This is a genomic window from Streptomyces sp. NPDC058459 (genome assembly GCF_042721685.1).
Taxonomy (GTDB): Bacteria; Actinomycetota; Actinomycetes; order Streptomycetales; family Streptomycetaceae; genus Streptomyces.
In genome coordinates this window covers 1-22,068 of record NZ_JBHXLV010000107.1, presented here as the reverse complement: position 1 = coordinate 22,068, position 22,068 = coordinate 1, and the positions used below count along the sequence as shown (strand labels likewise).

The 22,068-nt window shown below is 68.8% G+C and carries 17 protein-coding genes and 1 pseudogene; 4 read left to right on the top strand and 14 right to left on the bottom strand.

Features of this window, described 5'->3' with window-relative positions:
- Nucleotides 1–54: 54 nt before the first annotated feature.
- Entirely contained in the window at nt 55–1,425 is a 1,371-nt protein-coding gene (locus tag ACFWN1_RS20160) for a phosphatase PAP2 family protein (RefSeq protein ID WP_384363713.1), read from the bottom strand.
- Between the two features lie 410 nt (nt 1,426–1,835).
- On the opposite strand from ACFWN1_RS20160, the gene ACFWN1_RS20155 reads away from it, so the two are divergent.
- Nucleotides 1,836–2,150, top strand: a complete 315-nt coding sequence (locus ACFWN1_RS20155; protein ID WP_384363711.1) for an SCO5918 family protein — start codon at nt 1,836–1,838, stop codon at nt 2,148–2,150.
- A gap of 82 nt (nt 2,151–2,232) precedes the next feature.
- On the opposite strand, the gene ACFWN1_RS20150 is transcribed toward ACFWN1_RS20155, so the two are convergent.
- The 3 genes from ACFWN1_RS20150 to ACFWN1_RS20140 form a co-directional block, all read right to left on the bottom strand.
- Entirely contained in the window at nt 2,233–3,321 is a 1,089-nt protein-coding gene (locus ACFWN1_RS20150; RefSeq protein ID WP_384363710.1) for an LPXTG cell wall anchor domain-containing protein, read from the bottom strand.
- A gap of 190 nt (nt 3,322–3,511) precedes the next feature.
- A complete protein-coding gene (locus ACFWN1_RS20145) occupies nt 3,512–3,928 on the bottom strand; it encodes a hypothetical protein (RefSeq protein ID WP_384363708.1) in 417 nt (138 codons plus the stop codon).
- Between the two features lie 429 nt (nt 3,929–4,357).
- A complete protein-coding gene (locus ACFWN1_RS20140) occupies nt 4,358–7,441 on the bottom strand; it encodes a tetratricopeptide repeat protein (RefSeq protein WP_384363706.1) in 3,084 nt (1,027 codons plus the stop codon).
- Nucleotides 7,442–7,618: 177 nt separating this feature from the next.
- Here ACFWN1_RS20140 and ACFWN1_RS20135 point away from each other — a divergent pair, with 177 nt between their 5' ends.
- Nucleotides 7,619–10,039 (top strand): AAA family ATPase, encoded by a 2,421-nt coding sequence (locus ACFWN1_RS20135; protein ID WP_384363704.1) that lies wholly within the window; start codon nt 7,619–7,621, stop codon nt 10,037–10,039.
- Nucleotides 10,040–10,074: 35 nt separating this feature from the next.
- On the opposite strand, the gene ACFWN1_RS20130 is transcribed toward ACFWN1_RS20135, so the two are convergent.
- Together ACFWN1_RS20130 and ACFWN1_RS20125 are read right to left on the bottom strand one after the other, a co-directional pair.
- Nucleotides 10,075–11,322, bottom strand: coding sequence for a hypothetical protein (locus ACFWN1_RS20130; protein WP_384363702.1), 1,248 nt, complete (start codon nt 11,320–11,322; stop codon nt 10,075–10,077).
- Nucleotides 11,323–11,337: 15 nt separating this feature from the next.
- Nucleotides 11,338–12,123, bottom strand: a complete 786-nt coding sequence (locus ACFWN1_RS20125; RefSeq protein WP_384363700.1) for a class I SAM-dependent methyltransferase — start codon at nt 12,121–12,123, stop codon at nt 11,338–11,340.
- 321 nt (nt 12,124–12,444) lie between these two features.
- Here ACFWN1_RS20125 and ACFWN1_RS20120 point away from each other — a divergent pair, with 321 nt between their 5' ends.
- Together ACFWN1_RS20120 and ACFWN1_RS20115 are read left to right on the top strand one after the other, a co-directional pair.
- Complete coding sequence (locus ACFWN1_RS20120; protein WP_384363699.1) at nt 12,445–13,773, top strand: hypothetical protein; 1,329 nt, start codon at nt 12,445–12,447, stop codon at nt 13,771–13,773.
- Complete coding sequence (locus ACFWN1_RS20115) at nt 13,770–15,098, top strand: hypothetical protein (protein WP_384363697.1); 1,329 nt, start codon at nt 13,770–13,772, stop codon at nt 15,096–15,098. Before ACFWN1_RS20120 ends, ACFWN1_RS20115 begins: the two co-directional genes overlap by 4 nt.
- 721 nt (nt 15,099–15,819) lie before the next feature.
- Here ACFWN1_RS20115 and ACFWN1_RS20110 read toward each other — a convergent pair.
- From ACFWN1_RS20110 to ACFWN1_RS20075, 8 genes and pseudogenes are all read right to left on the bottom strand, one after another.
- Nucleotides 15,820–16,701, bottom strand: coding sequence for a hypothetical protein (locus ACFWN1_RS20110; RefSeq protein WP_384363695.1), 882 nt, complete (start codon nt 16,699–16,701; stop codon nt 15,820–15,822).
- A gap of 528 nt (nt 16,702–17,229) precedes the next feature.
- Nucleotides 17,230–17,454, bottom strand: coding sequence for a hypothetical protein (locus ACFWN1_RS20105; RefSeq protein WP_384363693.1), 225 nt, complete (start codon nt 17,452–17,454; stop codon nt 17,230–17,232).
- 100 nt (nt 17,455–17,554) lie between these two features.
- Nucleotides 17,555–17,893 carry a hypothetical protein gene (locus tag ACFWN1_RS20100; protein WP_384363691.1) on the bottom strand — a complete coding sequence of 113 codons (339 nt, stop codon included), beginning with the start codon at nt 17,891–17,893 and terminating at the stop codon, nt 17,555–17,557.
- The gene (locus ACFWN1_RS20095) at nt 17,894–18,097 is read right to left on the bottom strand and encodes a hypothetical protein (protein WP_384363689.1); all 204 of its coding nucleotides are present in this window, start codon (nt 18,095–18,097) and stop codon (nt 17,894–17,896) included.
- Between the two features lie 89 nt (nt 18,098–18,186).
- Nucleotides 18,187–18,930, bottom strand: coding sequence for a glycosyltransferase (locus tag ACFWN1_RS20090; protein ID WP_384363687.1), 744 nt, complete (start codon nt 18,928–18,930; stop codon nt 18,187–18,189).
- A 1-nt stretch (nt 18,931) separates the two neighbouring features.
- The gene (locus tag ACFWN1_RS20085) at nt 18,932–19,096 is read right to left on the bottom strand and encodes a hypothetical protein (RefSeq protein WP_384363685.1); all 165 of its coding nucleotides are present in this window, start codon (nt 19,094–19,096) and stop codon (nt 18,932–18,934) included.
- A 287-nt stretch (nt 19,097–19,383) separates the two neighbouring features.
- Nucleotides 19,384–21,609, bottom strand: coding sequence for a hypothetical protein (locus tag ACFWN1_RS20080; RefSeq protein ID WP_384363683.1), 2,226 nt, complete (start codon nt 21,607–21,609; stop codon nt 19,384–19,386).
- A gap of 263 nt (nt 21,610–21,872) precedes the next feature.
- Nucleotides 21,873–22,068, bottom strand: a pseudogene (locus ACFWN1_RS20075) (hypothetical protein); the annotation flags it as partial.

The following is a 22,068-nucleotide window of genomic DNA, read 5'->3' as shown; positions in this document are numbered from 1 at the left end:
CCCGGACGCCGTGCTGCGTCCGGGCCCGTTCGGTTCGCCCTCGGGGCGCGCGCATCAGGGGGTCGCCGCTGCCGTCCGCACCGTCGCGGACAGCGGCACGGGCTCCGGCTCCCACCGGCTGGTGGTCCGTATGTAGCCGTGGATCATCACGGCCGGCGCGAGCAGGAGGAGGGGACCGGCCGCCCAGGGGTACGCCGCCATCTCCACCGACAGGAAGCGCACCGAGAGCAGGATGGCGGTGAAGACCCCCGCCCCGTAGGCGACCAGCCGTACGGCCGCCCGCTCCCAGCCGTGGTCGAGGGCCCGCAGGACGGTCTCGATCGTGAGCGTGAACACCACGCCGGCGATGAGGTCGACGCCGTAGTGGTAGCCGAATCCCAGCGTCGCGACGAGGGTGGCGACGAGCCAGAACGTTCCTCCGCGGCGCAGGAACCGTGAGGCCCTGCGGGTGTGGATGAAGATCGCGGTGGCCCACGCGGTGTGCAGGCTGGGCATGCAGTTGCGGGGCGTGATCATGTCGTACGTCACCGGGTGCGGGGAGCCGGCCGGCGGCGGGGTGTGCGGCCACAGCTCGGCGACCGCCCAGTGGGCGCTTCCGGTGCCGAACGCCCCGGTGCCGTAGGCGAAGACGGGCCCCACCACGGGGAAGATCATGTAGACCGCGGGTCCGAGCAGGCCGATCACCAGGAACGTACGCACCAGATGGTGGCGCGGGAAGCGGCGCTCGGCCGCCACACCGCGGAGCTGGTACAGCGCCACCACGACCGCGGCCACGGCGAGCTGGCCGTAGACCACGTGCAGGAGATCGAAGCCGACCGAGCCCGTGGCCCCGACGATCCGGCCCACCACCCACGACGGGTTGCCCAGCGCGTGATCGGCGGCCGCCACGTAGGGGTCGAGCACCTCCGGGCGGGTCTTCGCCGTGATCAGCAGCCAGGTGTCACCCGTCTTGCGGCCGGCCACCAGCAGCAGGCCGAGGCCGACGCCCTTCAGCAGCAGCACGCGTTCCGAACCGGTACGCCGGGTGACGGCGATGACCGCGCAGCCCAGCATGACCCACAACGCGCCGTTGCCGAAGGGGTAGCCCTCGGTCCCCCCGACATCGAACACCCAGCGGCCCAGTGCGAGGACGATGTCGATACCGATCGCCGCTCCGAGCGCGATGAGGCGCTGCCGCCAGGTGAGCACCACCATCGTCAGCGACATACCGGCGTACAGCAGGGCAGCCGATTTGGGACGTCCGACCAGGTCGGAGACCTGGTTCGTCAGGGGTCCGGGCAGGCCGTAGCGACGTGTGGCCAGTTCCAGCGCGACGAGGAAGCCGAGAGCCGTCACACCCACCACGGCCCAGAAGCCCAGCCGTGGCCGACCCCGCACCGAGGACTCGGTACTGCCAGATATTCGCGAAAGCCCCCGTGACAACATGCGCCTCGATCTCTGTTCGGTTTGCCGGGATTTCGGTGGACAAAGGGTAAATTGTCCGCGCCAGCGGTGACGTCGCGCCCAACCTAGCGATCCCGCGCCGGAGCCGGTATACCGGGTCCGTCAGCGCCACACCACCCCGAATCCAATCAAAGGTGGCATGGAAGAGCGGCACCGGGGACAGAAACCGATCACCCCGCGCGCCTCGCGCCTCGCCCGGCGACTTCGGCACCGGTTCGGGTGGAGCAGCCGCTTCTGTGCGATGGTGACGACAGGTGCACGGGCCCGGTGACCCGTGCCGAACCGGTCGTCCTCCGCGACGGCTCCCGTCACACCCGCCGCGCCCGTCCGCGGTCCGTATGCCCGTCCGGTCCAGCTCGCCCTGGCTCTTCCCCTTTCTCATGTGAGGCAACATGCGCTGTGTCATCGCCCGGTATCCGTTCGAACTGACCAAGGACGGAGTGATCGCCTCGATGGCGGGCATCGCGCCCGAACTCATCACCGGTGACGCCGTGACCATCGGGCGCCGCCGCTACCCCGTCAAGCAGGTGGGCGAGGTCATCACCCGGCAGGACCGCCGGGACTTCTCCGGCTTCGAGGTCAGCCGCGCCATGGCACGCCTCGGCTTCACCTGCCACCCCCAGGCCGACCCGGCGCCGCCCGCGCGGCCGGACGCCGCCGACCCGGTCCAGGCCGCCTCGGACCTGCTCGGGGGGCCCGGCCGCTGAGGAACCGGCAGCACGTACGCGAGCAGGCCCGGACGGGATCGTCCGGGCCTGCTCGGTGCTGCGGGGCCCAGGGGGCGTCGCGTCAGACCGCGGCGTTGCCGCCCTCGCGGCGGCGCCGCCGGACGACGAACACCGCGCCGACGCCGAGCGCGACCGCCGCGCCGCCCGTGAGGGCGATGGCCGGGAGGGCCGAGCTGGAACCGGTCTGGGCGAGGTGGCCCTGCGGGACGATCTGGGTGTCGCCGGCGGGCTTGGTGGTGGGCAGCGGCTTGCTGCCGCCCTGCGGCTTCGGGGTGGCGTCGTCGACGGGGCCCGTGGAGGTACCCGCGGCGACGACCTCGAAGTCGTAGCCCTTGCTGTCCGCGGCGGCGACACAGTCGCCCGCGTCGTCCAGGTACATGCCGGTGCTGACGACGAACCCGAAGCCGTCGGGCGCCTTCTTGCCGACGGACACGCGCAGGTCGACGGCGAACGACTCCTTGGCCTTCACGTCGGTGTAGCCGAGGTACCCGGCGCTCTCGTCGTCCCAGTCCACGGAGATGTCGTTCCACTTGCCGGTGGACGGGTCCTGGTACTGGAGGGTGAGGTACTCGCTCAGGTCGGTGAAGTCGTCGTCGTCGGCGATGGCCGCGGCGAAGACACCGAGGTCGACGCGCTTGTAAGAGTGGCTGCCCGAGTTCTTCACGTTCAGCTTGAAGCCGTGGAAGCCGCTGCCCGCGACGATCTTCGACGGCAGCCCGGAGATCGTGGTGCTGAGGTCGTCGTCGAACTTCTCGACCTCGTCACTCGCCAGGCAGTCCTCCGGCGCCGTCGACGCCGAGGCCGAGGCCGACGGGGAGGCCGACGCGGAGGCGGAGGCGGAATTGCTGGGTGACGCCGAGGGGGAGGCGCTGCCCCGGGTGGGCGAGGCCGAGGTGGCGTCGCCGGCGGGCGAGGTCGGCGAGGTCGGCGAGGTGCCCGTGGCGGGCGAGGTGGTGACCTCGGAGGCCGGGGTGGTGCCGGGGTCGCCGGCGGGCTCGCTCTCCGTGCCCGTCTCACCCGCCGTGGCCGACGCCGAGGCGGACGGGCTGGACTCGCCGTCCGCCGCCTGCGCGACCGAGGCCGTCATGAGCACGAGCGGGGACAGCACAGCCGTCGCGGCAGCGAGGGCCAGGGAACGACGCAGCTTCATCACGAACCTCTGGGCAGCAGGAAGGATCAACGGTTTCGCATAGCTGACTCATCTGCGGGAAAAAGGGTTGCCCAGAAAATTTCGAAATCTCTACGCGAACTGCCCCTTTTCAACACACAGATGGGGCGTTGATGATCATTTCCGGGTGAGACGGACGGGGTTCGGGGGGCAGGTGCGGGTGCGAAACCGGTCACGGACCCTCGCCGCGGCCGCCCTCGTTGAAGGTGATCCCGAAGAAATCACGCCCTTGCACGACCGGACCCCGCTGGGTGCCGCTGACCACGTTGCTCACCATGCCGTCCTCACGACGCAAAGCCTGCGCCTGTCGCTGCCATAGAGCGACATCGGCCCGAAATCGGAGATCATGCTCGGCCCGCCGCCGCACGGCCGAACTCAGCGACCGTGCGCGTTCGATGTCATGGGAAGCCGCGCTGAGGTGGAGCAGCTCCGCTTCGCCGGTCGCGGGCTCCACTGCGCCAGGCTCAATGTCTTCAGGCCGAGCACGTCGCCGCACCATCGCGCTCAGCGAGATCCACAGCTGCTGGCCGGCCTCGCCTGCCGCGCCGGTCGCCAACGCCACGAGCAGTTCCGCCGAGATTGCGTCCATTCTCAACTCCCGCTGCTGCCCTTACAGTTGCTACTTCATGCTCTCAGACCTGCGCGCGACCAGGGAGTGTCTGACAGTCAACGCGCAGGCGAAGAATGGGACCTGATGGGTGTGCGGTGGCAAACCACGGGGACGGGACGTGCCGCCGCACACCCAAGCCCCTAGAGGGGCAGAGAACCATCCTTGAACACTGAAAATGCCATACAGGTGAGCAGGATGAATATAGGCAGCTTGCTCATTTTTCCCTTGTTCGGTAGTGCCCGCACTGACAGCCTTGTCGCACGAGCAAGAAATTACTAACGGGTATCTTCGAGGGGGCATGCGAGACTGGCTGCGGCGCTGAAGCGCCACAGTTCGCACACGTGAAACCCTACAGTCCCTGATGGGCCATCAAGAAATCACGTGCGCCAGACCCAGGGCAGCCCCGCGTCACCGACTCGACATACCCCCGCGCCCCCCATCGGACGTCTCGCGCAGAACGGTCAATTCACGCTGAGCACGGACTGTTTCGGCAGAGGCGCCAATACTCTCACCCATATTGCGACTGATTTCAAGATATACCACTGCTTGCGCCAAACGCCCGGTATCTCGCTCGGCCTGTGCCGCGTCGTACGCGATCTCAACGACTTCACCAGCGGCATGGACGCGCCTGGCCAAGGCCAGCGCGGCGACATGCAGAGGCAACGCCTGCTCGCTGCGCCCGGCCGCCCGATGCGCCCGTCCGATCCCGTTGAGAGCGATCGCCTCCCCCCTGAGGTCGCCCACCTCCCGCAAAACTTCGAGACTCTCACTGAAGAGCGAAAGGGCTTCTTCCACCTTTCCGAGCCCGACGAGAGCGTTGGCCAGGTTCATCTGAAGAGTGGCTCGCTCCCTTCTGTCGGACCTCCCGTCCGCCACGGATATGGCTTTCCTGTAAGCCAGCTCAGCCGACCGCAAGTCCCCTTTTTTAGTCGACAGCTCTGCGATGTTATTGAGTACATTAAACATACCCCGCGCGCTGTCAATTTCCGTGAAGATACTTAAGGACGCCTCGAAGCACTGTTGCGCGGACTCATTCTCCGACAAATGGAGATGAGTGATTCCCAGCAAGTTGTAGCTGCGTGCGAGCTGTAGCTTGCTTCCCGTTTGGTTGAGAGAGTTGAGCACTTGCTTCTGGAAAGACTGAACCAGCGCGTACTGGCCTGTCTGCCAGAGAGGGATGGAGAGCTGGTGTACGCACTCGCCCTCCAGTTCCGAGTCCGCGAGGGAACGCGCCAGCTCCAGCGCCTCGCGCGCGGCCGCGATCGCCTCCTCGTACCGGGAACGATGGCTTCGTACGGTGCTCAGGTCGAGCAGAGCCCGCGCCCGAGCGGCGCTGTTCCGTGTGGCGGTCCAGTGGCCGACAGCCCGTAGCAGCAGGGGCTCCGCCGACTCCAGGTGCCCCTGCGTAGCCAGGAAGCCCGCTAATACATGGATGTATAGAGCTAGTTGCCGATCCGAGCGATGCTGTATGACCCAGTCCAGCGTGTCTAGAAGATTGGCACCTTCGGCGATCATCCAATGCTCGGCGGTACGCCCATCGGTGATCTCCGGCAACGCGCTGAGGTGATCGATGTCCAAGGTCATACGGGAGCGGTACGGGTGGGCCAGCCGGTCGGCACGGTCCGCCGTCTGCAGGTAGAAATCGGCTACGCGTTCCATAGCCGACCGGGACTGCTCCGCAGACTCGATATGATCATTTACGTTCAGTGAACGCGCATATTTCCGCAAAAGGTCATGCATGGTGAATCGATGTGGGGCAGGCTCTGAGACCAGGTGCTGGGCAAGGAGCTGTTCCAAGGTCCGCTCGGCCGCTCGAGGTGAGAGGCCGGTGAGGGCTGCCACCGCGTACGGCCCGAACTCCGTTCCGACGTGCAGACCGGTCCGCCGGAAGACCAACTGCTGCTCAGTTGTCAGCGCACGGTAGGACAAGGCGAAGACATGGTCCAATCCCCTTTCACCGTCGTGGAGTTCGGTCAAGTCCTCACCGTCGGCGGCCAGCTGGCGCAGCAGATCGGCGGTCGTCCAGGACGGCCGGGCTAGCAGGCGACTGGCCGCAATCTCGATGGCGAGGGGGAGATGACCACAGATGCGCACGATGTCCGCGATCTCTGACTCCTCGGTCCGGGCGCGCGAGCCAAACCGCTGCACGAACAGTCCGATCGCGTCCTCCTGGGGCAGCACGTCGAGGGGCACCGACCGTACGCCGGGCAGTCCAGGTAATCGTCGCCTGCTCGTCACCATCACCGTGGTCGGGGATGCGCCGGGGAGAAGCTGGCGCACCTGGTCCGAGCTCGCGGCATCGTCCAGAATCACGAGCATGCGCCGGTCCCGGGCCTTGGCGCGCCAGAGCGCGATCAGTTCGTCGGTATCCTGAGGCAGTTCCTTGCCGTCCACACCGAGCAGCCGCAGCAGGGTGGTGAGGGCACGAGCAGGTGACACAGCCGTATGGTCGGGCGCGTGACCACCGAGGCGGATGAAGCAGCGGCCGTCCGGGAAACGGTCCCGCACCCTGTGTGCCAGGTGGACGGCCAGGGACGTTTTACCGATACCGCCCATCCCTTCGATCGCCTCTACGGTGACGACGGCACCCGAGTCACCGCTCTCCTCGCACAGAGCTGAGATCAGCCGTCGCAATTCCGCGCGACGGCCGATCCACGGGACGTCGCGCGGGAGATTGTCCGGGACCTGGCGCGGCGGTCGCACTGGGAGTCTGCTGCCTGCTGCGGATTCGTGCAGCGCCGCGGCAGATCGTCCGGAGAGGATTCCCTCTTGGACGCGGTGGATCCGCCGCCCGGCATCAAGGCCGATGTCCCGGATGACGCGTTGCCGTGTCCGCTGCAGGAGCCTGGTCGCCTCGGCCGTACGGCTGCCTCCGTGCAGCGCGACGGCCAGCAGCCCGACCAGCCCTTCGTCCACCGGGTGTTGGTTCACCAACGGCAGCAGCACGGGCACCGCGTCCGCGAACCTCCCGTTGCTAACGAGGATCTCCGCACGCGTCATCGCCGCAACGAGGGTCGTCTCACCGACGGTGGTGCGGAGGTGCTCCGGCCAGGAACCGGACATGCCGGCCAGAGGCTCACCGTGCCAGAGAGCGTCTGCCTCAGCCAGCGCACGCAGGGCCGCCTCGTCGTCAGCGCTTCCCCTTAGTGCACGGGCCTGGTCGACACAGCTCGTGTAGGCCCGCAGATCCACCCGGTCCGGGTCTACACGCAGCACGTAGGAGTTAGTCCGACTGATGATCTTCGGCGCACCTTCGGCGGCGATCCGCAAGGCCTTGCGGATCCGCGACATATGGACGTGCAATGCTTCTCTCGCCTTGACCGGCGGATGCTCGTCCCAGATGCGATGGATGAGAGTGTCGACGCCCACAGTCCGGCCCGCGTCCCAGGCCAAGGCGGCCAAGGCTAGACGGGTCTTGGTCGAGCCCAGATGACTACGACGGCCGGCAACCCGGACATCGACCGATCCTGACAGCCTTATCTCGAACTCCACCAGCGTCCTCCCGCCGGTAGGGCCTGTGCTGGCCGGGCATTAAAGGGTGTCATGGACCTGTTTATGCTGGCTATACCTTCACCGTGTACGTCCGAGATTGGCCGATAGACGCGCGATTTCGGTGGCGCGCTGTCCGAGCTGAGGAGTTCCCGATAGGGCTGAGAGAGGGGAGGGATCGTGCGGACCCCGGACCCGGAAAAGGTTGAGGCGCTGCTGGCGGCCGTGGCCGCATGTGCGGACAGCCCTCGCTCCGCTGCCTGGCAGGGGCTCGCTGACCTCGTAGGGATCGCCGGGCGGGTGGACGCACGGCTGGCCCGCCTCTGGCCGCTGCCAGGTTCCGGCGCTGACCCGGCCGCCTGGTCGCAGCTCGCTCATGGGTTACACGGCGTCGCTCTGTACGACACCGCCACGGATCGCGCGGTGAACCTCTACCTACGCTGCCACGTGGTTCCCACCTCGTCGGCCGCTCCAGCCACCGTCAACGTCATCGGCGGCGACGCGGTACTCCATGGTCCCAGCGTGCAATCAAGGGACATCCACGGCGGCATCCACTTTCATCCCGCGGCCCCTGCCTCACGGCCGCGGCCACGACAACTACCGCCGCTCACGGCACGTTTCGTCGGCCGGGAGCACGAGCTCCGCAGGCTGGACGAGCTATACACGCGACATCCCACGCCGGTTCCCCAGATCCTCGTGATCAGCGGCCTCGCCGGCGCCGGGAAGACCACCCTTGCTGCGCGGTGGCTGCACAAGCACGCGAGCAGCTTCCCTGACGGTCTTCTCTACGCGGACCTCGGCGGGCACTCCCCGGCAGGGGCGAGTGGTCCTGTTCCCCCGGCAACGGTCCTGGAGGCGTTCCTGATCGCGCTCGGAGCACCCTCAGTACCGGCAGACCTCGCGCAGCGGACCGCTCTGTGGCGCTCCCTCACCTCGGAGCTGAAGCTGGGCGTGCTGCTGGACGATGCGGTCTCATCGGCGCAGGTGCGCCCCCTTCTGCTGAGCACCGCGTCGGGGCTCACCGTGGTGACCAGTAGGAGCGTCCTTACCGGGCTGTATGTCGAGGGCGCCGACATATTCCGGCTGGAGGGCCTCGCCACGGAGTCGGCGATGGAGCTGCTGACCATGGGTGGCGGGGCACGCGTATCGCGGGAGCGCGCCGCAGCACAGGATGTGATCCGACTGTGCGGCCGGCTTCCCCTAGCGGTCGGCCTGGCGTCCGCACAGCTCGCACTTCGCCCACACGGCTCGGTGTCCGCACTCGCCCGAAGCCTGGCCGAAGGGGCAGGGCCCGTCGACGCCCTATTCCTGGACGGCGAGGCGGTGATCCGCACCGCCATGGACATGTCCTACGGCCTGCTGCCACCTGAGGCTGCCGGACTCTACCGCCGCGTGGGACTGTTGCCCACGGACCGGTACGACCACTTCATGCTGAGCGCCATCACCGACGACCTACGGCCGTCGCGGGATTCAGCGCTTCGCGCTGATGCCGCCGTACACACACTCCTGGAAGCGAACCTCCTTGAGGAGACGGGCCCGGACACGTACGGGGTCCATGCCCTAGTCCGGTCTCACGCCCACCGCACCGGCAAGGAGCGGGAGAGCCCCGAGCAGCGCGAACGGGTGTTGCGCCGATTCGTGGACTGGTGCCTGGCCACCGCCGCCGTGGCCGAGAACATCCTCGTACCAAGTCACCGGCTACCGGGACACGACGATCTCTTGGAGATGGTCCCGCCCACTCCGCTCGGCGGACCGGAGGAGGCGCTAGCGTGGCTGGACACCAACCGGAACGCGTTGATGGGTGCCGTCCGGCACTGTGCCTCGGCGGGCTGGCACACGCTCTGCTGGCGTCTGACCGACGTCATGTGGCCTCTGTTCCTTCGCCTTCGTCCATCGGGGATGTGGATCGAGGCTCATCGCCTCGGGCTCGACGCAGCGCGTCAGAGCCGTTCACGAGAAGGAACGGGCCGCATGCTCACTTCCGGCGCGATCGGTCTGCGCGACGCCGGCGAGTATACGGAGGCGGCCCAGTGGTACCGGCAGGCGCTCGCCATGGCCCGGCACGACGGTGACACCCGGCAGCAGGCACAGGCCATCAACGGACTCGGGCACCTTGATCTCCTGGCCCGCCGCCTTGACGACGCCCGTGAACACTTCGAACAAGCCTTGCTACTGAGGGAGTCGATCGGCTACCGGCGTGGGGCGGCGCTCTCCCGACGGCGCCTCGGCGAAACGGCTCTCGCGGGCGACGACCCCACCGGCGCGGCCCGCCACCTGCGGCAGGCCCATGATGAACTGGAATCTCTTGGGGATATGTACGAGGCCACCCGGGTGCTGGCCCTGCTCGGCCATGCGCTGGTCCGCACCCAGGACCACGAAGGCGGCATCCAACGGTTACGGGAGGCTCTGGCGGACTTCCGCACCGGCGGCTCCCGCTCGGAACACTGGGAAGGGCGCTGCCTGGAATGGCTGGGCATGGCGGCCGAGGCGCAGGACGACCTCGCGACAGCGAGGCGGTACTACTCGGCCGCTCGTGACCTCTTCTGCAGGCTGAGCCCCACGGACACCCAACGACTGGGCGACAGTCTGCGGGACCTTTGATCAGTCCGTGAAAGCAGAGGCCGCGGCCCGTCCCCTCACCACCGCGCTCCCCTGCCCGGAGCAGCCGTCACCCATCGATCGAGTGAAGGGGGCGGCGCCAAGACGGCGACGACGGGCGGGTGGGCGGGCTCACCCAGGTCCAGCAGACGGTAGATAAGCGACCGCATCAGCCGATGGAAATGCCCCGGCACCGACGACAATGAGGCGGCCACCTGGTCGTACTGTCCAGGGGTGCGCGTGCGGGCCGCGTAGTCCAACTGCTCGACCAGCGAATGCCCAGGCGAGAGAACGGGTGCGGCGGCGGCCAGCAGTGCCGCAGGGGAGTCGGCGGACACCTCTCGTCCTGAATCGGGCGTGAGTAGAAGGGTGGCCTCAGTGAGGGCGCCGTAGGCCGTCAGGGAGCCGTGGTCGCCCACAATCCAGTCAGCGGCGACCAAAACGGACTGCCATTCCGCTTCGGGCGGCACGATCGCCATCCCGCGCTCACTGCACGCGTTCAGCCAGCCGCGCACCTGCCACGTTCCGTGTCCGGCGAACACATTCGGGTGAATCAGCAGGGCGATCCGGTATCGGTCGTCTCGCGGTCGGCTTACCAGATGCGGCAGCAGGGCATCGAGCCGGCCCAAGGTGGAGGTGTCACCCCATGTGGAGTTGATGACCACCAGGCGCTGCCCGGTCTCGATGCCCAAGGACCGGCGGTACTGCTCGCGCGACGGCTTGGCCGCGAGAATACGATCCACGCAGGGGTCGCCCACCACGTGCGCGACCGGCAGTGCCTCGGGGCAGGAGCGCCGCAGCCCCTCCACGTCACGGTCGTGCGCGTAGGCGATCGCCGCGGGAACCACCCGCCCCTCGTGCACCAGGTGCTGGCGACTCTGCATCCCCGGCCACCGGCGCTCGCCCGGAGCCAAGACGCTGGTGTCGGTGAGCAGTTTGATATGTCCGGCTCCATGTGAGACGCGCAGGACCGGAGCGCTGAGTTCGTGCAATCCGCGTGAGCCGGCGGCCAACACCAGGTCGAAGTCGGCGTGCCGGACCTCCTCCCAGGGCAGCACGGTGATGCCCATGTTCTCCAGGTACCGTTCGGCTCCACCACCGAAGGCATGGGGCGCGGTTGTGAAGGCCAGCTGGACGCGGAGGTCAGCCTTCAGCAGCCCGAACACTTCCTCCAGCCGCTGCGCGAACGTCAGGGTGTGCGCCACGACCAATACCCGTTTACAGCCCCGCACGGTGAGCCAGTGCCCTTGCTCGATCAGTGCGGGTCGCGTTGTTCCGAAAGCCACGCCTTCCCCCATCGCTCATCGGTGTGAACAGCGGTCGACAGGGCGTTTTCCCGGCGGGTACGGCACTTTCCTTGCAGGCTCCTTGCAGCACCCTTGTCCGGTGCTGCCCCGCACGGAGTCGAGTCTGCGGGCCCGGACAATGAGCGTGGTTGTCCATGCGCAGCGAGGATCCCCCAACTCGCGTACCGCTAGGAGGCGCAGTTCATGGCGCGCGAGGGTTTGCCTCCACTGACGGACTCCGATCTCCCAGCGGACCAAGGGACGGCGCGTGCCGTCGGGCAGGCGGAGCACGTCCCAATGCGGTCCTGCGCCGTAGGAACCTCGCCCGGCCCGGTGCGGATGCGGAACGGAGAAGACCAGCAGGCCACGGGGACGCAGGCTGCGGGAGATGGCCGGCAGCAACTGCTCCGGATCGACCAGGCCCACCGCGCCGAAGACCGAGTAAACGACATCGAACTGCTCCGCCCGGCGCCCTAGATACCGGAGAGCTTCACAGGCCAGGAACGTGGTGCCCGTCAGGTGTCCGTATCGAGCACGGGCCCGGCTGATCTGGAGGTCCACCGGATCGATCGCCACGACACACGCTCCGTGCGCCTCCGCAAGGTACGCGGCGTTGTGTCCGGGCCCGCAGCCGAGTTCGAGGAACCGGTGTCCGCGCAGATCCCGGCCGAACGCCGCCGCGCCGGGGCCGCTGCCGGGATGGGTTCCCCACTCGAAGCGCGCGGGGGCGGACCCCGGCGAGGGGTGCGACTCCCGGATGCCGGCCGCGTAGGCGGCCCAGTGTGAGGTTCGGTCGATCACGTCGTCTCCTGCGAGGTGTTCGGGGTCAGAGCCCTTCGGGCTGTCGATCGATCGCACGATGACTCTAGGCAGCCGAACCTGCGTTTCACACCGTTTTGCCGGTCATCTGGACCGGTAATGTCCGCACAAGGATCTCATGCCCCATGAGAGTGCATTAGCCCTAATGGACGGTTTGAATGTCTGCGAGAACTCCACCAGCAGATCTCAGACCGCTTCGCTCAGGACTCGCTCGCCGACCCTCGGCAGGAGACCTGGGCAACTGAGGAAAGGACACGCCTTGCCTACATCATCCGAATGGCATAGCCAGAGCGAGAAGAGCCCATGAGTGTCGGCGGAGCAGGTATTCCCCGTCTTCAAGAGCTCAGTTACATCGAGACCGCGGCGTTGGCCGTGGCGCGGGGCGACTCGTTCGGGCAGATCCGGGTGGCGATGGTCGAGCAGGCCGAGCGCATCGCGCGTAAGGGGGACAACGACGGATCGTTCAACGGCGCCAAGTGGGCCGCGCTGCGAGCCGATCACCGGCGCTACGTCCACAACACCGTCGATGTACTGAAGGAGCTGATGCGGCTGGGGTGGGTCGAGCGCCACGTACTGCCCTCCTCACCGCGCTCGGCGTACGCCCACGCCCAGGTGGTCTTCGAACTCACCCCACAAGGACGCGCGTGGACCGACCTCGTGGCGCACGACACGCGAGTCGGTTACAACGTCCTCTTCGGTGAACTGCTGAACAAACACCCTCAGTTCGAAGGATTCCTGCGTGTGGTCGGGGCACGGCCCGACAGTGATTCGGACCAGTTGTCCATCCCGCTGCTGCGGTGGGACGGCACGTCCCGCCGCAACGGCCAGGAGTTTCGCCGCGCGTTCATCGCACACCTGGTGGACTGCCTCCGACAAGGCGGGCTGGGATGGAGCGCGGAGCCGACGGCAGCGGCGGCCGCGATCGACGAGTACGTGAGCACCGCGGTCCAGCGCGCGGAGAACCGTATCTCGCGATGGAAGGCGCATCACCAGGCGGACCGGGAGAAAGCTCTGCAAAGTGCCGGGCCACAGACGGGTAGTACGGCCAAGGCACCGCCTCCGCTGACCCGTAGACGGATCGTTTCGTTCTGCGAAGAGGCTGCCGTTCGGCTTGCCTTCACGGCGGCCGGCTGTCCCATGGACTACATCAGCCACGAACTGCTCCGCCACTGGAGCAGCTTCATGGGACTCACGAACTACAGCTACTACGCTCCCGGACCCCCGGCACTGCGGCTGTGGGCCACCGGGACCGTCGCGGGAAAGGGGGCCGACGCGACGTTCCGGCGCTCGGTCGGACCCGCGGTCTGCCGGTCGGTACTGGCCGCCCTGCCCCGTATCTGCCATGAGGAGACAATGCGCATGGCAACCCCCACGGACTACTTGGCGATCTGGCGCATTCGGGCGGCGGTGTGCTGGCAACTGCGCATCAGTGATGCGGAGTTTGACGCCGCACTGCTCGCCGCCCACCGGGGCCGGGTCGAGGGGCTCCCTTACCAGATCCACATGGACGGGGCGTCCGGCACGCGGACTCCGGGTTCCACCGGCCCGCTGGTCTCGCCTACCCTCTCGGGCCCGCGGGTGTTCCACATCATGCGTCTGGAGGAAGCAGACGCGGGGGTGGCCCCGCTGTGACCACGGGGGATCCGGTCGCCGGAATCGTATGGATCAAGCAGAGCTGGCGGATGCGGGGAAACCCGTTCCCCGCGACGGGCATGTCCCTGGTCGGCGGAAAGAACGACCGCGAGAACGGCCGCTTGTACGAACCCGGAGTACACGCTCAGCAGCTCCGCGAGGTCATCGAGAAGTTCGTTCTCGGCATGTCCTACAACGGTCTGAAGTTCGGTTACCTATGGTCAATCGGTGTCGTGCCCGCCGACTCGGATGCGCGGGGCTTCGGGAAGTCGGCGCTCATGCAGCATCTGGCGCGACAAGTGAACAAGGACTTCGGTGCCTGGGCCTATCGCGAGGTCGGTCTGGACGAGGAGGACGCGACCGAGGTTCCTGTGTGCTGTCTGGTCACCAGCTTCGACACGGCAAACGTGCGCTCCCTCGGCGCGGCGCTGTTCGCTGCGGTGGAGTATGCCGTCACCTACTCTGCAGAAGGTGGCGAGCAGCCGTTGGCCGCGCGGCTGCGGGAGCGGCTCATCGGGAGAGTAGGCAGCGACAACCTGCGCGACCTCGTGGAAATGGTCACCGATGAGCACCGGTCGATCCGGGGCCGAACGCTAGGACCACCGGACGACAAGCTCATCGTCGCGCTCTGCGAAGAGGGCTGGAAACCCGCCGCCGAGCACCTGCGGCTGGTCACACCGACCTCGCGCAGCCGTAACGGCGCCTCCTACATGGCGACGTTCCTGCTCTTCGCTGCTGCCGCTGGTATGCAGCACGTGCTGATCTTCTGCGATCAATTGGAGGACCTCGCGAGTACCGCGACGGGCAAGGCGAAGCGTAACCTCGAGGTGGAGAAGTTCCGCGACGTGCTGGTGGAGACACTGCCGATGGCCGACATGGTCACGATAGTGGCAACGATGCACCCGCGTGCCTCCCTGGCGATCGGCACTGCCTGGGCGCTTGCCGATCTGCCCCCTTTCGAGCTGACGGAGGCGAACCGGCTGAGCACCGTCAAGCTGCCCGCGCTGCGGGACGCGGCTCAGGCGGCTCAGCTCCTTCGCCCCTATCTGACGGCGGCCACGAAGGACGGCACGGTCCGGGAGAAGGGGGACGAGATGTTCCCGTTCACCCCGGACGCCATCGCCTGTCTCTTCGACCGCTCGACCCGCAAACCACGTGACGTCCTGCGCAAGGCACACATTGTCACCTCAGCCGCGGCGGCCGAGAATCTGCCGCGCATCGGCACGTCCGATGTGCAGAGATTCTTGGAATCATCGGTGCCGCATCAGCCTCGCCAGTCCCACCTCGCGGCCGTCGCGGACAGGATCGACTGGCACGAGGCATGACCGTCTACAAACTGGACACCCTGATTCGCGAGCATCACAACACCTGGCGGCAACCTGGCAACGGAAGCGGGCACCAGACACTTGCATGCCCTCGCTGCGGAGCCGCGCGGAGCCCCTGGGAAGCGGATCGGTGCGGCTGCGCCGAACCGGCGAGTTCGCGTAACGCGAACCTGCTGTACGCCGCGGCGTGCACAGCTGGCCGCCCGGGGACCGTGACGCAACTGATCCAACAGGTCCGCACGCAGTACTGCAAAAACGTCTCCACCCGTACCGCCTCAGCGTTTCTGTACCGAGACCTCCGCTTCTGCTGGGCGGGTGCCGGCCGGTACGGGCTCTACCGGCACGGTCCACTACCCGGACCGCGCACCCTGGAGCAGGCCGTCAGACTGACGCTTCACTGCGCTCCGCAGCCCCTGTCGATCAGCACGGCCGCATGGTGGCTACGCGGCCTCGGCTACGAGTTCCGAGACCGCTCGCTGCACGTCTGCGCCCACCGCCCCCCGTGGTAGTGGCGCCTCGGCGACGGGCGTATGGGCATCCGGCAGGATGTGGCGGACAACGACCTGCTCCGCGGCCTCGCTCTGGGCCGGGGTGCGGCCGATCCGGCTTGGCCCGCCCTCAGACGGGACATCAGCGACCACTGATCGACCGGCTGACGACACCCCTGCGACTGGAGACCACTGAGCCATGGGCCCGACTGGAGGGGCAGCTAAGGACGCGGCTAGTGATCGTCCTTCTCGGGTGAGGTCTCCAGTCGGAATGGCTTCGGCAGCCTCTGGTTCTTCGCCATCTTCAGCTCGGTGATCTCGTCGCCCTCCATCCAGTGGTTCCAAGCCTTGACATAGAGGCCCGACTGGGCGCGCGTCGAGCGTCGTCGCTGGTTGCCCCGGCCGCGGGCATTGATGAGCGTCCTGCAGAGGGCGAGTCGCGGGTCTCCTCCGCTCAGGTTCGCGCCGGAGGCCACCCCGGAGAGCCATTCGTCGACCCTCGTCCGCGGCGTGCTTCCGTCCACGGTCACGTAGTAACCCACCGCCGCTGCAGTGGGAATGATCAGAGCCTTCGGACCTAGCTTGCGTCCGACGGCGGCCGCCTCTCGGTACCCGTCCGGGTCCTTCTCCAGAGCTTCGAGGATCTGGTCATTCGTCATCCGTGCCTTGGGACCGATCCATTGCCCGACCGGGACATTCAGGTAGAGATGGACGTGCCGGACGGTGGAGGCGAGCAACTGCGAGTTACTCTCGCCCTTCAACGACAGCGCGTCCGCTGCGGTACGCCGTTGCCCGGTGTCCAGTACCCGGAAGGTGTCACGGGAAACGTGCTCGAAGACCAGCATGGGGACGGCTACCCCCGCCTCCACCACGGCGTGCAACCGGTGCTGGCCGTCAATGACCGAACCCGTCGCCAGGGGACCGTCGAGAGCGATCCCTTGGTGTGTGACCTGCCAGTGTCCGCGCACCATGCTTGCCGCGAGCGTGGCCACGTGACCCCGGTTCAAGCGGCGGTTGAAGTTCTCCCGCGATAGCAGTTCCGCGGCGAGTTCGACGGTCATCATCACCACGTGCGAGACCGGATCGCTCCACTGCGCGTCAGATTCGTGTGACATTGGGCGATGATCGCAGTCCCCGATAGCCCCGCGACGACCTCGGCTGGAAGTGATCACAGCCCCTTTCGTAAGTGCCCCGATCGCTGATGAGAATTGGTGCTCAATGACAGATCAGGGCCGTTTCATCGCGGGAGTCCGCAGGGATCCGATAGAAGGGGAGCGCATGTCATGTGCCAACGCTCGCCGTTCTTAAGCTTGTTGATGACGGCGGGCATGCCTACCTGCGTGAGTTGCACGACTCAGTGCGCACGCAGCGGCTGTCGATGGGGCGGGGGCTTCGGTGGGTGCTGCAGGAGGACGGGGTCACGGGGCGGCCGACGGGTGTGCTGCCCGACGAGCCTGGATATCCCCGGTACGGGCCGGCACGGCGGAGCCGCCCGCGCCCGTACCCTCGGTCTGGTCCGACGCCGGCGCCCTCGCCTGCGACGTCGAGGTGCTGTTCGCTCATCCCGCCTGCGGCTGGACCGTCGCCCTCTGCCTCGATCTGCACCCCGACGGCCACCTCGAACCGGCCCCCACGATCCCGCCTCAGGTCCGCTGCCCGCCCGGACCCTGCTGGACGGGGCCGCGCATGGTGCCATGCCGGTGGTGGGCACCACCCAGACCGTGCATACCGAACTGGTCAGCCAGCGGGACGCCGTCCCCGCCCTCCCCGCCCTCCCCGCCTTCGAGGACGGTGCCCTCCTGCTGAGCTGCGAGATGGTCAGCCCCGGCTGGATGCACTCCGAACCCGGCGCCCTGTACCGCGTACACCCCACCCAGCACATGACGTCTACGGCCTTCCGGCCGTCAGGGGCTGACCGGGCCGTCCCCCAGGTCGCCCACGCCAGGGTCCCTACGGGACCGCCCCCGTTCACGCCTTCGCCATGCCGACCTCGATGGTGTCCCGCGTCCCCCACTTGCCGATCTTCCAGCAGGTGAACATGGCGTAGAAGTACATGGGCCGCAGCACCAGCAGCCGCCAGACGCCGGTGACGGGCGCCGTCAGGGACAGGGCCAGCCGGAACCAGCGAGGTTCGTCCGACCGGTCGATGCAGAAGAACCTCAGGGCGATGACCCAGTTCACGCCGAGCCTCACGACGACCGTGGAAACCACCAGCGCGAACAGGTCGCGCCGCTGCGCCGGGTCGGTCAGCAGGGCCACCGGGATGGCCACCGACAGGATGAGCTGTGCGACCTCCAGTACCGGCATTCACCACGCCACGCTGGTGAGAGGGAGGTACCGGAACCACCAGAAGGTGCGGACGAACGTCCCGCGCATCCAGCGGAACTGCTGGTTGAGGTAGTGCCGGACGGTCACCGGGACCAGCGTGAAGCAGATCGAGCTGGGCTGACGGACGGTGTCCCCGTCGAGGAGCCCGTAGAAGGTCATCAGCGAGTCGTCGTTCATCTGCATCGGCCGCCCCCGGAACGTCTCGTTCGGTTAGGCGTGCGCGTACTTGCAGATGACCTCGCCCCGGTAGAAGGCGAGGGTGCCGGAGTTCATTATGACGCGCTTGAGTACGGACTGCGCCGAGCGGAAGCCCCGGTGAAGGGGAGGTACAGCATGCTCGTCATGAAGGTGAGCAGATTGTCCCGGCTGTTGAGGACCACGACCATGCCGGCCACCGACTTCACCTTCGGGTCGGCGAAGGGTTTGAGCCCCTCGTCGGCGGCGCGGCGGTCCAGGACCGAGTCGCTGTCCAGGGTGACGAAGATGTCGGCAGGGTCGTCGGCGAGGATCTCCATCTGGGCGTGCCGCTTGCCCCGGTTGACGGTACGGGTCCACGTTGCCTCGATGCCGCATTCGGCGGCGCGGGCGGTGAACCACTCGCGCACGGCGTCGCAGGTGACCAGCCGGCCGCTCGCCCTGTCCATCGAGCCGTCGTCGACGACTTGGACCCGGTCCGGTCTGCGGGTCTGCTCGAACAGGCTGTGCAGGCAGAGCCTCAGGGCCTCCTCGTCCTTGTTGTAGACGGGCACCTGCACGGCGACCATGAGGGCGTCGAGTTGATGCTGCTGGTGAGGAGTGACCGTGAAGGGCTTCTCCTTCCAGGCCAGCGGGACCCACCACAGCAGCAGGAAGCTGACCGCCCAGGCGAGGGCGAGGTGGTTGCCACGGCCCTGGAAGGCCGCCAGTACGGCGAACGTGTGATAGACGCCCCAGCCTATGAAGCCGAACAGGGGCAGCGTCGCCACGATGATCAGGCGCCGACGTGACGCGTAGGTGGCGGAAGGGACCTGCCCCATCTCAGATCTCCCCCGGCCCCTTGCCCCGGCGGAAGCCGAGGCGGATGAACAGGGCCCCCACGACGACCAGACGCAGGGCGGTCACGATGAGCCAGGTCTGATCGAGCACGATGCTCCCGATGGTGAGGCTCGTACCCGTCGCGGCGAGGCTGCCGTATCCGTGCATGACTGGACCCCCTGAAAAGGGAAACGGCGCTGACCTGTGTCGTCGCCATTCCGATGGCACGACCGGGCGCCCGTCATGCACGGTCGGCGGATGAAGGACAAGCGAGGGACGAGCCGTGGCAGGTGCGCACCGCCCCTACGGCGCGCACCATCGGCTCTCCCTCTGAAGAAACGTCAAACACTTAAGCACTTGTGGAGACGGTGCGGAGATCGTACGACTCGACATAAAGCGAAAATCAGGCGACGCATAGGCGCATTAGCCGCGCATACGGCGCGCGGGCGCGCCGCTCACCCCGTGGTGCGGCTGGACGTTCGGGTCGGTGCGGGGGTGTCGGTGCGGGGGGCCGGGACCGTGGGGCGGGCCGCTCGGGGGGTGCGGGGGGACCCGATGTCGGCCAGCAGGCGGTGCAGGGAGGCGCGTACGGCCGGGAGGTCGGGGGAGTCGGGGACGCCCGGCAGGGGGGTGCGGGGGGTCAGGGCGGCGAGGGTGCGGTGGGCGCGGTGCCAGGCGCGGGCCGTGTGGCCCTGGTGGTGGTCGGTGTAGGCGCGGGCGTAGCGGGCCAGCGCGGTCGCCCATGCGTCCTCCCGTACCCCGGGGTACGCCAGTGCCCGGCGGGCGCTGCGGCCCGCCGCGCCCGGGGAGGTACGGGCCTGCGCCACGGCCAGCGCCGCCAGGCTGACCGACGGGCCCGGCCCGCCGGGGGCGTACGCCGGGACGGTGTCGGCGGCCTGCCGGAAGCAGTCGGCGGCGGTACGGGCGTCCCCGCGCTCCCACGCCAGTACGCCCTGGACATGGGCGACCCGGCCGATGAGCGCGTCGTCCCCGGCGAGCACGGCCGCCCGCCAGACCTCGCCGAGCAGGACACGGGCGGTGGCCGGGTCGCCGGAGGCGTTCAGCCAGGCGGCGAGCCAGCGGGCTCGGGCTGCGAGACGGTCGTCGGCGTCATGGCGGGGCAGCAGCCGGGCCAGGTGCGCGCGGCCCTCCTCGCCGTGGTCGTGCGCCGTCCACCAGAACCACAGGTCGGCCAGCGTGGCGAGCGCCGCCGTCACCCGCGCGGCCGGGGCGTCGGGGCGGGCCGCGTACTCCACCAGGGCGGCCAGGTCGGCCGCGTTGTCCCGGACCAGCCGGGCCGCCTGGCGCTGGTCACCGGCGCTCCACAGGTGCGCGGCGACCTCCGCGAGACGCCGGTGGTGCAGCACATGGCGTTCCACCGCCACGGTGAACTCCCCCGCCGCGCGCAGCCGTTCGGTGCCGAAGTCGCGGGCGGCGCGGGTCATGCGGTAGCGGGGCGGGCGCAGGGCCCCCGGTTCGTCCAGCGTGTCCAGCACCCCGACGGCGGCCAGCCGGGTGAGGCAGGCGGACACCTGGTGCGGTTCGACGCCCGCGCCCGCGCACAGGTAGGCAGCCGTCGGCTCGGTGAACACCCCCTGGAGCACGCTGCTCCGGCTCCACACCGCGCGCTCGGGCCGCTCGCACAGCAGATACGCCGCCCCGACCGCCGACCGCAGCGATCGGTGCCGGCGCAGCGCCGGTCCGGGCGCGGCCAGCCAGCACTGGCCCTGCTCCAGCCGGTCGGCCAGCGCCCACGCGGACGGCTCCCGGTCGAGCTGCCCGGCCGCCAGCTCCACGGCGAGCGGTACGCCCTCCAGCACCCGGCAGATCCGGGCCACGGCCGCCGCCTCCGCGCCCTCCGCCCGGAAGCCGGGGGCGGCGGCACGGGCCCGCGCGAGGAACAGTTCGACCGCCGCGTCCGGGGCCGGCGGGGCCAGCCGCAGCACCCGTTCCTCACCGAGCCCGAGCGCCTGGCGGCAGGTCACCAGGACGCGCACCCCGGGTACGTCCATCAGCAGTCGCTGCACCAGCCCGGCGCACTCGGTGCGTACCGCGTCCGCGTCGTCGAGGAGGAGCAGCACCGGGCGCCGCCCGGCCCCGCGCAGCGCCGCGACCAGGTCGGCGGGGGCGGGGCGGGCCGTCGTACGGGGCGCACGCGCCTTCGGTACGGCCCCCGCGCCGCCCGCCCGCCGCCCGACCGCACCGCCGTCAGCCGCACCACCATCAGCCGTCCACCCGCCGGCCGCACCCCCGCCGGCCGCACCCCGCACGGCCACCGCATCCCGGGGTCCCAGCACCGCTTCCGCCACCCGGGCCGCGAGCGCCCCCACCGCGACGGGTCCCCCGCCCCCCGGGCAGCGCACATAGATCACCCGCACCCAGGGCCGTACGGCAGCCGGGCCGCCGGCGCCGGGTGAGGCGGAGGGGGGAGCGGGCGAGGCGGAGGGGACGACCGGCGGCGCGGAGCCGTCACCCCTGTCCGGGCCGGCCGGGGCGCCGCCCACCGCGACCGCCGCCAGCGCGCTCTTGCCCACACCCGCCGCCCCCGTCACCGTGACCAGCCGGTGCCGGGCCAGGCACGACCGGAGGTCCGTCGTCTCCTCGTCCCGGCCGATCAGACCGTCCGGACCGCAACGCCCCGCTGCGGACGCCCACTCGGCGTGTTCGGCGTATGCCCACACTGTTCTGCGCTCCAGAGCTCGCGGCGGTGCGGCACCCCGAGGGCGCACGCTCGGAGAGGGGCCCGGCGCACGGGTAAATCGTTCCTGCACCGGCCTGCCTCCACCCTCGGTCCAACGCCCGCCCGCCACCTCGGGTGCGGACGCGGGCCGGGGATCACACGCCGCACTGAACCCTCGTACACAGGTGCACATGGCGAGGGGCGGCCCGGAGACCGAGCCGCCCGCGCCGCACACCGCCGGAGGTTCCGGCTAGTACTACAGGGCTAGATCTGGATCATCTGGAGCCGTAGCCGCCTTCGGAAGTGGTGCCGTCGTGCTTCCGCCTGATGTGCACGCCGCCAGGTCGACCAGTGAAGTCCCTGGCCGATGGCGGTGTGTGTCAGGCCGATCAGGTTGAACAGCCGCCGGACCTCGGCGACGGTCAGGGCCGCGAGCCGCCGCGTTCGCGGCTCGCGGTCA

What these genes read in the sequence shown, in the direction of transcription:
- ACFWN1_RS20160 (WP_384363713.1), bottom strand. Translation starts at nt 1,425, where the DNA reads ATGTTGTCACGGGGGCTTTCGCGAATATCTGGCAGTACCGAGTCCTCG.
- ACFWN1_RS20155 (WP_384363711.1), top strand. Translation starts at nt 1,836, where the DNA reads ATGCGCTGTGTCATCGCCCGGTATCCGTTCGAACTGACCAAGGACGGA.
- ACFWN1_RS20150 (WP_384363710.1), bottom strand. Translation starts at nt 3,321, where the DNA reads ATGAAGCTGCGTCGTTCCCTGGCCCTCGCTGCCGCGACGGCTGTGCTG.
- ACFWN1_RS20145 (WP_384363708.1), bottom strand. Translation starts at nt 3,928, where the DNA reads ATGGACGCAATCTCGGCGGAACTGCTCGTGGCGTTGGCGACCGGCGCG.
- ACFWN1_RS20120 (WP_384363699.1), top strand. Translation starts at nt 12,445, where the DNA reads ATGAGTGTCGGCGGAGCAGGTATTCCCCGTCTTCAAGAGCTCAGTTAC.
- ACFWN1_RS20110 (WP_384363695.1), bottom strand. Translation starts at nt 16,701, where the DNA reads ATGTCACACGAATCTGACGCGCAGTGGAGCGATCCGGTCTCGCACGTG.
- ACFWN1_RS20100 (WP_384363691.1), bottom strand. Translation starts at nt 17,893, where the DNA reads ATGCCGGTACTGGAGGTCGCACAGCTCATCCTGTCGGTGGCCATCCCG.
- ACFWN1_RS20095 (WP_384363689.1), bottom strand. Translation starts at nt 18,097, where the DNA reads ATGCAGATGAACGACGACTCGCTGATGACCTTCTACGGGCTCCTCGAC.
- ACFWN1_RS20090 (WP_384363687.1), bottom strand. Translation starts at nt 18,930, where the DNA reads ATGGGGCAGGTCCCTTCCGCCACCTACGCGTCACGTCGGCGCCTGATC.
- ACFWN1_RS20085 (WP_384363685.1), bottom strand. Translation starts at nt 19,096, where the DNA reads ATGCACGGATACGGCAGCCTCGCCGCGACGGGTACGAGCCTCACCATC.